We start from the raw sequence: 12413 nt of genomic DNA, 5'->3' as shown, positions 1-12413 counted from the left end.
ACCCCGTGGACGACGATGCCGCAGCGGTACCGACGCGGCTCGTCCCGACTTGACGCCAACCCGGCGGACCCTCACCAATCGCGCACAAGGCCGTCCCTCTCGGGAAGAACGGCGCGACGGGAGGACACGACGTGAGACGGATGCAACCCCTGGTGCTCGCCGCTTCCCTCCTCGCCGGCACACCGGCGCTCGCGGAGTCCACCCTCACCATCGCCACCGTCAACAACGGCGACATGGTGGTGATGCAGAAGCTGGCCCCGGCCTTCGAGAAGGCGCATCCGGACATCAAGCTGCGCTGGGTGGTGCTCGAGGAGAACGTGCTGCGCCAGCGCGTGACCACCGACATCGCCACCAAGGCCGGCCAGTTCGACGTGCTGACCATCGGCAATTACGAGGTGCCGATCTGGGCGCGTCAAAACTGGCTCGAGCCGATGGACGGCCTGCCGGCCGATTACGACGCGGGCGACCTCCTCAAGACCGTCCGCGACGGCGTGAGCCGGGACGGCAAGCTCTACGCGCTGCCGTTCTACGCCGAGAGCGCGATGACCTATTATCGCAAGGACCTGTTCGACAAGGCCGGCCTGACCATGCCGGAGGCGCCGACCTACGACGAGATCAAGGGCTTCGCCGCCAAGCTCACCGACAAGGCGAACCAGACCTACGGCATCTGCCTGCGCGGCAAGCCGGGCTGGGGCGAGAACATGGCCTACGTCACCTCGCTGGTGAACACCTTCGGCGGCCAGTGGTTCGGCGAGGGCTGGAAGACCACGATCGACACGCCGGAGTGGAAGACCGCGCTCACCTACTACACCGACGTCCTGAAGAACTACGGTCCGCCCGGCGCGACCTCGAACGGCTTCAACGAGAACCTGGCGCTGTTCGCCAGCGGCCGCTGCGCGATGTGGATCGACTCGACCGTCGCGGCCGGCCTGCTCTACGATCCGAAGCAGTCGCAGGTCGCCGACAAGGTCGCCTTCGCGCCGATGCCGGTCGGCACCTTCAAGGGCGGGCCGACCTGGCTGTGGAGCTGGAACCTCGGCATCCCGGCCTCCTCCAAGCAGAAGGACGCCGCCAAGACCTTCGTCGCCTGGGCGACCAGCAAGGCCTATGTCGAGAGGGTGGCCAAGGAGAACGGCTGGGTCGCGGTGCCGCCGGGCACCCGCGAATCGACCTACAAGTCGCCCGACTATCAGAAGGCCGCGCCCTTCGCGGGCTTCGTCCTGAAGGCGATCGACAGCGCCAACCCGAGCGGCCAGACCCGGAACCCGCGGCCCTATACGGGGGCGCAGTTCGTGGCGATCCCCGAGTTCCAGGGCATCGGCACCCAGGTCGGCCAGACGGTCGCGGCGACGCTGACCGGCCAGCAGACGGTCGACGCGGCGCTGAAGGCCGCGCAATCGGCGACCGAGCGGACGATGCGCCAGGCGGGGTATCCGAAGTAGGCCGAATATCGATCCCGGGATGGGAACGGTGCTGGATCCTCGTCCCCAGTTAGGTTTGCTGACTGGCACAGGGGTGACGCGCACCCCCCCTCTCCCCGCGGGCGGGGAGAGGGCTTTGGTGACCTTGTCGTCACCAAAGCGAGGCGGAAGCCGAAGGTGAGGGGGGGCTTCCGGAGGAGCCTCGCTCGGCGAGCCCCCCTCACCCTCGCTCCGGCTTTCGCCTGCGCTTGCCGCGTCTCCTGAACGGAGACACGGCCCTCTCCCCGCCCGCGGGGAGAGGAGAAACCCGCGCCTCGTCCGGCAATCAGGCAGTCTGGCCCGGATCGACCGCGACGACATCAAACCCACGCGAGGCGACGACGGCCATGTCCACCCTCACCACCCCGGCACCCGCCCCCGTGAAGGGCCGCCGCTTCAACGGCCTGCCGTTCATCGGCCCCTCGGTCACCGTGCTGCTGATCTGGATGATCGTGCCGCTGGTGATGACCGTGTGGTTCTCGCTCCAGCGCTACAACCTGCTCGACCCGACGGTGACGGGCTTCGCGGGCATCGACAATTACGAGTTCCTGGTCACCGATCCGGATTTCTGGGCCTCGCTCACCAACACCCTCGTCCTCGTCGGCTCGGTGCTGGCGATCACGGTGGTGGGCGGCACGCTGCTGGCGGTCCTGTTCGACCAGCCGTTCCCGGGCCGCAACCTCGCCCGGCTGTTCGCGATCGCGCCGTTCTTCGTCATGCCCACCGTCGCGGCGCTGATCTGGAAGAACCTGATGATGCACCCGATCTACGGCGTCTTCGGCGCCGTGGCTCGCGCGCTCGGCCTGCCGGCCGTCGACTGGTTCGCCGATTACCCGCTCGTCTCGGTCATCCTGATCGTGTCGTGGGAGTGGCTGCCCTTCGCGCTGCTCATCCTGCTCACCGCCGTCCAGTCCCTCGACCGCGAGCAGCTCGAGGCCGCCCGCATGGACGGGGCCGGGGCGCTGGCGCAGTTCGTCTACATCGTGCTGCCGCACCTCTCGCGGGCGATCAGCGTGGTGGTGATGATCGAGACGATTTTTTTGCTCACCGTCTTCGCCGAGATCTACGTGACGACCGCGGGCGGGCCCGGCAACGCCACCACCAACCTCGCTTTCCTGATCTACGCCCGCGCGCTGCTGCAATACGACGTCGGCGGCGCCTCGGCCGGCGGCGTGGTGGCGATCATCCTCGCCAACATCGTGGCGTTCTTCCTCGTGCGCACCATCGCGCGCCGGCTGGAGGTGTAGGATGGTCAAGCAGAGTCTCCCGAAGCGCGTCGGCATCGCGGTGCTCGGCTGGGGCGCGGCCTTCGTGCTGTTCTTCCCCCTGTTGTGGATGCTGCTCACCAGCCTCAAGAGCGAGCCGGAGGCGGTGAACCCGTCGCTGACCTTCACGCCGACGCTGCAGAGCTACGGCGACGTGCTCGCCCGGGCCGACTACCTGTCCTTCGCGCTCAACTCGGTGCTGATCTCGGTCGGCGGCACCGTGCTGGCGCTGGCGCTGGCGATTCCGGCGGCCTACGTCATGGCCTTCCACCCGACGAAGCGCACCCGCTCGACGCTTCTGTGGATGCTGTCGACCAAGATGCTGCCCTCGGTCGGCGTGCTGGTGCCGATCTACCTGGTGTTCCGCACCCTCGGGCTCCTCGATACCCGGATCGGCCTCATCGTCGTCTACACGCTGATGAACCTGCCGATCGTGGTCTGGATGCTGTTCACCTTCTTCAAGGAGGTGCCGCACGACATCCTGGAGGCCGGGCGGATGGACGGGGCGCGCACCGGCGCCGAGGTCTGGCACCTGCTTCTCCCGCTGACCCTGCCGGGCGTCGCCTCGACGGGCCTCCTGTCGCTGATCCTGTGCTGGAACGAGGCGTTCTGGAGCCTCAACCTGACCTCGTCGGCGGCGGCCCCGCTCACCGCCTTCATCGCCTCGTTCTCGAGCCCGCAGGGCCTGTTCTTCGCCAAGCTGTCCGCCGCCTCGACGGTGGCGGTGGCGCCGATCCTGGTCTTCGGCTGGCTGTCGCAGCGCCAGCTGGTGCGCGGCCTCACCTTCGGCGCCGTCAAGTAGGAGCCCTCGCCATGGCCACCCTTCGCCTCCGCGGTCTGCGCAAGAGCTACGGCGACGCCGAGATCATCAAGGGCGTCGACCTCGACATCGCCGACCGCGAATTCGCGGTCTTCGTCGGCCCGTCCGGCTGCGGGAAGTCGACGCTCCTGCGGATGATCGCCGGTCTTGAGGAGATCACCGACGGGGATCTCTTCATCGACGGCGCCAGGGTCAACGAGGTCGGCCCGGCCGACCGCGGGCTCGCCATGGTGTTCCAGTCCTACGCGCTCTATCCGCACATGAGCGTGCGCGACAACATGGCCTTCGCCCTCAAGCTCGCCGGTGCGTCCAAGGCCGAGCGCGCCGCCAAGGTGGCGGAGGCTTCGCGCATCCTCCAGCTCGACGCCTATCTCGACCGCAAGCCGAAGGACCTGTCCGGTGGCCAGCGCCAGCGCGTCGCGATCGGGCGCGCCATCGTGCGCCACCCCAAGATCTTCCTGTTCGACGAGCCGCTCTCGAACCTCGACGCGGCGCTGCGCGGCCAGATGCGGATCGAGCTGGCGCGGCTCCACCGCGACCTTAACGCCACGATGATCTACGTCACCCACGACCAGGTCGAGGCGATGACGATGGCCGACAAGATCGTGGTGCTCAATGCCGGGCGCATCGAGCAGGTCGGCTCGCCGCTCGAACTCTACCATCACCCGGCGAACCTGTTCGTCGCCGGCTTCATCGGCAGCCCGCGCATGAACCTCCTGCCGGTGCGCGCGACTGGGCCCGACCCGGCCGGCGTGCGGGTGGCGCTGCCCGGCGGCGGCGAGGTGGTGGTGCCGGTCGACGGCGCCCGCGCCGCGCCCGGCGCCACCGTGACGCTGGGCATCCGCCCCGAGGCGCTGAAGCCGGGAACGGACGGGGCGCTCGCCGGCGAGGTGACCCATGTCGAGCGCCTCGGCGGCCTGACGCTGGCGCATGTGACGGTCGCGGGCGGCGCGACGGTCGTCGCCCAGATCGAGGGCAGCGCCTCCATGCGCACCGGCGAGACGATCCGGCTGACGATCGACCCGGGCGCGACCCACCTCTTCGACGGCGACGGCCGCGCCCTGCCGCACCGGTCGCGCCACCCGCTGGCGGCGTGAGGACACCCCCATGATCCTGGTCTGCGGCGAAGCGCTGATCGACCTGTTCGTCGAGACCGTCCGCCCGGCGCCCGACCGCGGCGGCCTGCCGGCGCTCGCGGTGGCGGGCGGCTCGCCGTTCAACCTGGCGATCGGCCTGCGCCGGCTCGGGGCGGAGAGCGGCTTCCTGGCCGGCCTGTCCTCCGACGCCTTCGGGCGGATGCTGGCCGACCGGCTGGCGGCGGAGGGCGTCGACCTCGCCTTCGCCAAGGAGAGCCGGCGGCCGACCCCGCTCGCCGTCGTGTCGACCGGCGCCGACGGCCACCCGGCCTACAGCTTCCACGCTCAATCCTGCGCCCATGCCGACCTCGCCGTCGCCGACCTGCCGGCTTCCCTGCCCGAGGCGGTCAGGGCGATCGCCATGGGGTCGTTCTCGCTGGTGGCCGAGCCCGTCGGCACGGCCTACGCGGCGCTCGCCGCCCGCGAGGCGCGGCGGCGGGTGATCAGCCTCGACCCGAACCTGCGCCTCGGCCTGATCCCGGATCTCGATCGCTGGCACGCGCGGTTCGCCGACCTCGCGGCGCAGGCCGACATCATCAAGCTCTCGGACGAGGACCTGCGGGCGGCCTACGGGGTGGGGGCCGACGAGGGGAGCATCGCGCAGGGCTGGCTCCAGGCTGGCGTCGCCCTCGTCGTCGTCACCGCCGGTCCCGACGGGGCGCGGGCCTACCACGCGGGCGGGACGGTCGCGGTGCCGGGGCGCAGGGTCGCGGTGATCGACACGGTGGGGGCCGGCGACACCTTCCACGCCGCGCTGCTGGCCCGCCTCGACCGGGACGGCCGGCTCGCGCGCGACGCGCTGCTTCACCTCGACGCCGACGCCCTGCGGGACATCCTGTCCGAGGCAGCGGCGGCAGCGGGCATCACCTGCACCCGGCTCGGCGCCGACCTGCCGACCCGCGCCGACCTCCTGGCGGCCCTCTCCTGAACCCGGTGGCGCGATGTATCTCGGTCTCGATCTCGGCACCTCCGGCCTGAAGGCCGTGCTCGTCGACGAGGTGCAACGCGTCGTCGGCAGCGCCACCGCGCCGCTCACCGTCAGCCGCCCGCATCCGGGCTGGAGCGAGCAGGACCCGGCGCAGTGGTGGGCGGCCCTGGAGCAGGCGCTCGGCACCCTGAAGGACCGCCACCCGGCCGAACTCGCGGCGGTCCGCGGCATCGGCCTGTCGGGCCAGCAGCACGGGGCGGTGCTCCTCGACGCCGAGGACCGCGTGCTGCGCCCCTGCATCCTGTGGAACGACACCCGCGCCACCGCCGAATGCGCCGCGCTCGAGGCGGCGTTCCCGGACCTGCGCCGGGTCGCCGGCAACATCGCCATGCCGGGCTTCACCGCCCCGAAGCTGCTCTGGGTGCGCGCGCACGAGCCCGAGATCTTCTCGAAGGTGGCCCGCGTCCTCCTGCCGAAGGCGTGGCTGCGCCTGGCGCTCTCCGGCGAGGCGGTCGAGGAGATGTCGGACGCCTCCGGCACGCTCTGGCTCGATGTCGCGGCTCGCGCCTGGTCGCCCGAGGCGCTGGCCGCCACCGGGCTCGCCGCGAGCGCGATGCCGCGCCTCGTCGAGGGCTCCGCCCCGGCGGGACGCCTGCGCGCGGACCTCGCGCGGGCCTGGGGCATGGCGACGCCGCCGCTCTTCGCCGGCGGGGCGGGCGACAACGCCGCCGGCGCGGTCGGGCTCGGGGCGATCCGGCCGGGCGACGCCTTCGTGTCCCTCGGCACCTCCGGGGTACTGTTTGCCGTCACCGACGGCGCGCGGCCCTACCCGGAGGGCGCGGTCCATGCCTTCTGCCACGCGCTCCCGGGCCTGTGGCACCAGATGGGCGTGACCCTCTCGGCCGCCGCCTCGCTGGCCTGGTGGGCCGGCGTCGTAGGCCGGGACGAGGCGAGCCTGGTGGCGGAGGTGGGCCCCGTCGCGCGGCCGAGCGAGGCCCTGTTCCTGCCCTACCTCGCGGGCGAGCGCACGCCGCACAACGACGGCGCGGTGCGGGGCGCCTTCGCGGGGCTGTCGGCGGGCACCGAGCGGCCGGCCCTGACCCAGGCCGTGATGGAGGGCGTGGCCTTCTCGCTGCGCGACGGCCTCGACGCCCTGCGCGCCTCGGGCACGCGGATCGAGGCCGCCGACGTCATCGGCGGCGGCTCGCGCTCGCCGGCCTGGATCCGCATCCTGGCGAGCGTCCTCGACCTGCCCCTGAGCCCGCTCGCCGAGGGCGAGCACGGCGGCGCCTTCGGGGCGGCGCGCCTCGCCCGTCTGGCGGTCACCGGGGAGGCGCCCGAGGCGCTCTGCACGCCGCCCGCGCGCGGGGCGACCGTGATGCCCGATCCCGCGCTCGTGCCGGCCTATGCCGAGCGGCTCGCGCGCTACCGCAGCCTCTACCCGGCCCTGCGGGCGCTCGCGGGCTGAGGCTCGCGGCACGAGACGACCGCTCACCCGCCCGCGGCCTCCTCGCGCAGGAAGCGCGCGAAGCGCGGGTCGCCGAGATAGGCCACGTTGACCCGCATCATCGGCGGTCCGCTCGGGCCCTCGGGCAGGAAGAGGCCGCCCGGCGCGATCAGGATGCCGCGGGCGGCGGCGCGGCGGGACAGGGCGTCGAGGTCGCAGGCCAACGGCAGCCCGCACCAGAGGTAGTAGCCGCCCCGCGGCTCGCCGAAGACCGGCAGGCCCAGCTCCTGCAGGACGGTCCGGCCCTGCAAGGCCGCCGCCTCGATCCGGCTCGCGAGGCGGCGCAGGTGGCGGCGGTAGCGCCCGCTCTCGATCAGGTCGTGGACGATGCGCTCGACGAAGCCCGAGCTGTTGACGCTCGTCACCATCTTGAGGTCGCGCAGGGCCGCGACGATGTCCGGGCGCGCCGCGACGTAGCCGCAACGCAGGCTCGCCGAGAGGGTCTTGGCGAAGGTGCCGACGTAGATCACCCGCTCGAGCTGGTCGAGCGCGGCGAGCCGCGGCTGGCCGGGGGGCAGGACGTCCGCGAAGGGGTCGCTCTCGACGATCCGCAGGTCGAGGGCGGCGGCGCGCTGGAGCAGCCTATGGGCGACCGGCAGGGTGAGCGAGCAGCCGGTCGGGTTGTGGGCGAGCGAGTGGGTGAAGAACAGCCGCGCGCCGCTTCCCCGCGCCACTTCGTCGAGATGGGCGACGTCCGGCCCGGTCGGGCCGCGCCGCACCCCGACGATCCGGGCCTTGGCGAGCCGCAGCTTGCCGAACAGCGGGTAGTAGCCGGGGGAATCGACCAGCACCGGCTCGCCCGGCGCCACGAACTGGCGGATGATCAGGTCGAGGGCGTGGTTGGCGCCCGAGGTGAGCAGCACCGCCTCCGGCCCGGCCTGGATCGAGCGCTCGGCGAGCATCAGGGCGAGGCTGCGGCGCAGCGGCGGGTCGCCGTCCGGGCTGCCGTAGCTCTCGTGCGCCGCCGCCGCCGAGGGCCGCAGGCGGCGGCCGAGCTCCAGGCTCTCCATCCAGGAGGGCGGCGGGCGCCCGTCGCCGACCCGCACGTCGTAGTGCCGGTCCAGCTGCTCGCGCAGGAGCCAGACGCTGTCCACCGCCGCGACCGGGACGGGGCCCGGGGGTGCCGCCGGCGCCGGCCGGCGGCCCGAGACGTAGAAGCCCGAGCCCGGCCTGCTCTCGACCCGCCCCGAGGCGACGAGGCGCTCGTAGGCGTTGACCGCGGTGTTCTTCGACACCGCGAAGCGCGCCGCCGCCGCCCGGATCGAGGGCAGGCGCTCGCCCGCCCGCAGGAGCCCGCGGTCGATGCCCTCCGCCAGGCTGGCCGCCACCTGCTCGACGCGGGTGCGGGGTTCGGGATTCGCGACCGTATCCATGTCGCGGAGGGTACGGTCACTCCGATTAAGGCGCAAAGCGTTCCTTGCCGGCTGGGCACGGCTGGGTACGGTGCGGGCAACGGGCAAGATCTCACGGGCCCGGACCGGGGAGAGATGCCGACAGGAGGCCGCGGGATGCGGCCGCCCCCGCTCCGGCCCGCGCGGACCGCCCTCGGCGATCAACCGGCAGCAGGCTTCCATGCAGACCACGTCCCGGGCGAACCGCACCTCGCGCATCGCCGGCTTCCACACCAAGAGCCCCCGCGAGCGCCTCGACCTCGTGGCCGCCTTCGCCGACCTGTCCGGGCCGGAGGTCGCCCACCTCGCCGAGTTCGGCAACCTCGCCCCCGACCTCGCCGACCGGCTGATCGAGAACGTCGTCGGCACGATGAACGTCCCCGTCGGCATCGCCACCAACATGAAGATCGACGGCGAGGACGTGCTGATCCCGATGGCGACCGAGGAATCCTCGGTGGTGGCCGCGGTCTGCAACGCCGCGCGCCAGGTCTACGAGACCGGCTTCACCACCTCGGTCTCCGGCAACCTGATGATCGCGCAGGTGCAGGTCGTCGGGGTGAGCGACCCGTACGCGGCCCGCCTGCGCATCCTGGAGCAGCGCGAGGCCCTGCGCGCCCTGTGCGATGCCTGCGATCCCGTGCTGGTGCGCCTCGGCGGCGGCCTGCGCGACGTCGAGGTGCGGGTGCTCGACACGTTGGGCGGCCCGATGGTGGTGACCCACCTCATCGTCGACACCCGCGATGCCATGGGGGCGAACGCCGTCAACACCATGGCGGAGGCGGTGGCCCCCCATATCGCCGGCTGGAGCGGCGGCCGGGTCTACCTGCGCATCCTCTCGAACCTCGCCGACCGGCGCCTCGCCCGGGCGCACGCGGTCTGGCGCACCGACGCGATCGGCGGGCCGGAGGTGCGCGACGGCATCGTCAGCGCCTACCACCTCGCCGAGGCCGACCCCTACCGGGCCGCGACCCACAACAAGGGCATCATGAACGGCATCGACGCCGTGGTGCTCGCCACCGGCAACGACACCCGGGCGATCGAGGCGGGCGCCCATGCCTACGCCGCCCGCTCGGGCCGCTACACCAGCCTCACCCGCTACGAGGTCACGGCGTCGGGCGACCTCAGCGCCTCGATCGAGCTGCCGCTGGCCGTGGGCCTCGTCGGCGGGGCGACGAAGCTCCACCCGACCGCGCAGGCCTGCCTGAAGATCCTCGGGGCGACGACCGCCGAGCGCCTGGCCCGGATCATCGCCGCGGTGGGGCTGGCGCAGAACTTCTCCGCCCTCAAGGCGCTCGCCACCACGGGCATCCAGAAGGGCCACATGGCGCTCCACGCCCAGAACATCGCCATGATGGCGGGCGCGCTCGGCGAGGAGATCGAGGCGGTGGCCCGCGTGCTGGTCGAGCGGCGCCTGGTGCGGATCGACGTGGCGCAGGAGGTCCTGGGGGAGATGCGCAGGGGGTAGGAGCCCTCCGATCCTGTCTCCTGCAACCTCATCCCACCCACGACCTCATCCCGAGGCGTCAGTCGATCAAAGATCGACCGACCTCGAAGGAGGGCTCCAGAAGTCTCCGAGATCACTGGAGCCCTCCTTCGAGGCTGCCGCACGCGGCATCACCTCGGGATGAGGTCTCGAGTTTGATGATGCTGCACCCGCCGACACTGCGGAAATATGCAGAGATGCCGCCGATCCAACGGCCAATCAACAACTGAACGGGAGGATCATCATGCCGAAACTCACCTACATCGCCGCCCGCCTGCTCGCGGGCGCCGCCCTGCTCCTTGCCGCCGGTGCCGCGCGGGCCGAGGTGACGAGCGTGAAGCTCGGGGTCCTCACCGACCTCAGCGGATTCGCCGCCGATTCGACCGGCGAGGGCTCGGTCGTCGCGGCCCGCCTCGCGGTCGAGGACTTTCGCAAGGAGCAGCCGGCGATCAAGGTCGAGGTGATCCAGTCCGACCACCAGAACAAGCCCGATATCGGCTCGGCCACCGCCCGGCGCTGGATCGCCGAGGGGCAGGTCGACGCGATCCTCGACGTGCCGTTCTCCTCGGTCGCGCTCGCCGTGCAGGAGGTGGTGCGGGATTCGAAGGCCGCCTTCATCGCCTCCGGCCCCGGCACCTCGGACCTCACCGGTCCAAAGTGCTCGGCCAACACCGTGCACTGGACCTACGACACCTGGGCGCTCGCCCACGGCACGGCGCTGGCGCTGGTGCGCGCCGGCAAGACGAAGTGGTTCTTCCTCACCGCCGACTACGCCTTCGGCCACGCGCTCGAGGCCGATGCCGCCAGCGTGGTGAAGCAGGAGGGCGGCACGGTGGTCGGCACCGTGCGCCACCCGACGGCGGCGGCGGACTTCTCCTCGTTCCTGCTCCAGGCGCAGGGGAGCCGCGCCCAGGTGATCGCCCTCGCCAACGCGGTCGGCGACACGGTCAACTCGGTCAAGCAGGCGGCGGAATTCGGCATCACCGGCGGCGGGCAGGACCTGGCGGCGCTGCTGATGCAGCTCTCCGACGTCCACGCGATCGGCCTCAAGGACGCCCAGGGCCTCTACCTCACGGAAGGGTTCTACTGGGACGCCAATCCCGGCACCCGCGCCTTCGCCGACCGCTTCGCCGCCCAGATGAAGAGCCGCCGGCCCACCGCCAACCAGGCGGGCGTCTATGCCGGGACGCTCGCCTACCTGCGCGCGGCCGCCAAGGCCGGCAGCACCGACGGGCGCAGCGTCGTCGCCCGGATGAAGGCGGAGCCGACCAACGACCCGCTCTTCGGCGAGGGGACGGTGCGCCCGGACGGCCGCCACGTCCACCCGATGTACCTCTTCCAGGTCAAGACCCCGGCCGAGTCGAAGGGGCCGTTCGACTACTACAAGCTCGTCCAGACCATCCCCGCCGCCGAGGCGTTCCGGCCGCTCGCCGACGGCCGCTGCCCGCTGGTGAAGGCCCCGTGACGGCCCGGCGCGTCCGGATCGTCGAGGTCGGCCCCCGGGACGGGCTCCAGAACGAGCCCGTCGCCGTCCCGACCGACGTGAAGGTCGGGCTGATCGAGCGGCTGCTCGCCGCCGGGCTGACCTCGATCGAGGTCGGCAGCTTCGTCTCGCCGGCCTGGGTGCCGCAGATGGCCGACACGCCCGCCGTCATGGCCCGGCTGCCGCCGAACCCGGGCGGGCGCTACAGCGTGCTGGTGCCCAACCTCCGCGGCTTCGAGGCCGCGCGGGCGGCCGGGGCCGGCGAGGTCGCGATCTTCGCGTCCGCCTCCGAGGCGTTCTCGCGCGCCAACATCAACTGCTCGATCGCCGAGAGCCTCGATCGGTTCGCGCCCGTGGCCGAGGCCGCCCGCGCCGCCGCGATCCCGCTGCGGGGCTACGTCTCCTGCGTGCTCGGCTGCCCCTATGAGGGCGCGGTGGCACCGCAGGCCGTGGCGGAGGTGGCCCACCGTCTCCTCACGCTCGGCTGCCACGAGGTCTCGCTCGGCGACACGATCGGCGTCGGCACGCCCGATCAGGCCCGGGCCTGCATCGCCGCGGCGGCGGCGGTGGTCCCGGTGGAGCGGATCGCCCTGCATTGCCACGACACGCGAGGCCGGGCGCTCGACAACATCCGGGCCTGCCTCGATCTCGGGGTCGGGGTCGTCGACGCCGCGGTGGCGGGGCTCGGCGGCTGCCCCTACGCCCCCGGCGCCCCCGGCAACGTCGCCACCGAGGCGGTGGCGGCGATGCTCGATGCGGCGGGCCTCGCGACCGGGGTCGATCCCGCGCGCCTCGCGGAGGCCGGCGCGTTCATCACCGGGGCGCTCGTTCGGGTGCGGGCCGGGGCGGACGGATCGCCGGGGTCGTGATCGGGGCGGACCACGACGCCTCGCGGCAGTCGTGGGCGGGATCGCAGCCGCGAATCGGCTGAGCGGCGAGG

10 protein-coding genes are annotated in these 12413 nt (G+C 72.4%); 9 read left to right on the top strand and 1 reads right to left on the bottom strand.

Going from position 1 to position 12413, the window contains the following annotated elements; all coding sequences use genetic code 11:
* The first annotated feature begins 140 nt into the window (after positions 1–140).
* The 6 genes from BMX97_RS25280 to xylB all read left to right on the top strand — a co-directional run bounded on the left by BMX97_RS25280 (position 141) and on the right by xylB (position 7077).
* On the top strand, positions 141–1442 hold the full coding sequence (locus tag BMX97_RS25280; protein WP_091753962.1) for an ABC transporter substrate-binding protein: 1302 nt from the start codon (positions 141–143) through the stop codon (positions 1440–1442).
* Between the two features lie 365 nt (positions 1443–1807).
* The gene (locus tag BMX97_RS25275) at positions 1808–2707 is read left to right on the top strand and encodes a carbohydrate ABC transporter permease (protein ID WP_091753961.1); all 900 of its coding nucleotides are present in this window, start codon (positions 1808–1810) and stop codon (positions 2705–2707) included.
* 1 nt (position 2708) lies between these two features.
* The gene (locus BMX97_RS25270; protein ID WP_091753960.1) at positions 2709–3527 is read left to right on the top strand and encodes a carbohydrate ABC transporter permease; all 819 of its coding nucleotides are present in this window, start codon (positions 2709–2711) and stop codon (positions 3525–3527) included.
* A gap of 11 nt (positions 3528–3538) precedes the next feature.
* Positions 3539–4642 (top strand): ABC transporter ATP-binding protein, encoded by a 1104-nt coding sequence (ugpC, locus tag BMX97_RS25265; RefSeq protein WP_091753959.1) that lies wholly within the window; start codon positions 3539–3541, stop codon positions 4640–4642.
* A 10-nt stretch (positions 4643–4652) separates the two neighbouring features.
* A complete protein-coding gene (locus BMX97_RS25260) occupies positions 4653–5609 on the top strand; it encodes a carbohydrate kinase family protein (protein WP_091753958.1) in 957 nt (318 codons plus the stop codon).
* Positions 5610–5622: 13 nt separating this feature from the next.
* Positions 5623–7077: a xylulokinase gene (xylB, locus tag BMX97_RS25255; protein ID WP_091753957.1), complete on the top strand. Its 1455-nt coding sequence runs from the start codon at positions 5623–5625 to the stop codon at positions 7075–7077.
* 23 nt (positions 7078–7100) lie between these two features.
* Here xylB and BMX97_RS25250 read toward each other — a convergent pair whose 3' ends face one another.
* The gene (locus BMX97_RS25250) at positions 7101–8489 is read right to left on the bottom strand and encodes an aminotransferase-like domain-containing protein (RefSeq protein ID WP_091753956.1); all 1389 of its coding nucleotides are present in this window, start codon (positions 8487–8489) and stop codon (positions 7101–7103) included.
* A gap of 199 nt (positions 8490–8688) precedes the next feature.
* On the opposite strand from BMX97_RS25250, the gene BMX97_RS25245 reads away from it, so the two are divergent.
* The 3 genes from BMX97_RS25245 to BMX97_RS25235 all read left to right on the top strand — a co-directional run bounded on the left by BMX97_RS25245 (position 8689) and on the right by BMX97_RS25235 (position 12342).
* Complete coding sequence (locus BMX97_RS25245; RefSeq protein WP_091753955.1) at positions 8689–9972, top strand: hydroxymethylglutaryl-CoA reductase, degradative; 1284 nt, start codon at positions 8689–8691, stop codon at positions 9970–9972.
* 262 nt (positions 9973–10234) lie between these two features.
* Positions 10235–11455 carry an ABC transporter substrate-binding protein gene (locus BMX97_RS25240; protein WP_091753954.1) on the top strand — a complete coding sequence of 407 codons (1221 nt, stop codon included), beginning with the start codon at positions 10235–10237 and terminating at the stop codon, positions 11453–11455.
* Positions 11452–12342 carry a hydroxymethylglutaryl-CoA lyase gene (locus BMX97_RS25235; RefSeq protein ID WP_091753953.1) on the top strand — a complete coding sequence of 297 codons (891 nt, stop codon included), beginning with the start codon at positions 11452–11454 and terminating at the stop codon, positions 12340–12342. The genes BMX97_RS25240 and BMX97_RS25235 overlap by 4 nt, the downstream gene beginning before the upstream one ends.
* The last annotated feature ends 71 nt before the right edge of the window (positions 12343–12413 follow it).

The organism is Methylobacterium sp. ap11 (assembly GCF_900110515.1).
Taxonomy (GTDB): Bacteria; Pseudomonadota; Alphaproteobacteria; order Rhizobiales; family Beijerinckiaceae; genus Methylobacterium; species Methylobacterium ajmalii.
Note: the sequence above shows the minus strand (reverse complement) of the source record. Positions and strands in the feature narration are given on the sequence as shown.

Coding starts and splice junctions, on each gene's coding strand:
- BMX97_RS25280 (WP_091753962.1), top strand. CDS start 141: ATGCAACCCCTGGTGCTCGCCGCTTCCCTCCTCGCCGGCACACCGGCG.
- BMX97_RS25275 (WP_091753961.1), top strand. CDS start 1,808: ATGTCCACCCTCACCACCCCGGCACCCGCCCCCGTGAAGGGCCGCCGC.
- BMX97_RS25270 (WP_091753960.1), top strand. CDS start 2,709: ATGGTCAAGCAGAGTCTCCCGAAGCGCGTCGGCATCGCGGTGCTCGGC.
- ugpC (WP_091753959.1), top strand. CDS start 3,539: ATGGCCACCCTTCGCCTCCGCGGTCTGCGCAAGAGCTACGGCGACGCC.
- BMX97_RS25260 (WP_091753958.1), top strand. CDS start 4,653: ATGATCCTGGTCTGCGGCGAAGCGCTGATCGACCTGTTCGTCGAGACC.
- xylB (WP_091753957.1), top strand. CDS start 5,623: ATGTATCTCGGTCTCGATCTCGGCACCTCCGGCCTGAAGGCCGTGCTC.
- BMX97_RS25250 (WP_091753956.1), bottom strand. CDS start 8,489: ATGGATACGGTCGCGAATCCCGAACCCCGCACCCGCGTCGAGCAGGTG.
- BMX97_RS25245 (WP_091753955.1), top strand. CDS start 8,689: ATGCAGACCACGTCCCGGGCGAACCGCACCTCGCGCATCGCCGGCTTC.
- BMX97_RS25240 (WP_091753954.1), top strand. CDS start 10,235: ATGCCGAAACTCACCTACATCGCCGCCCGCCTGCTCGCGGGCGCCGCC.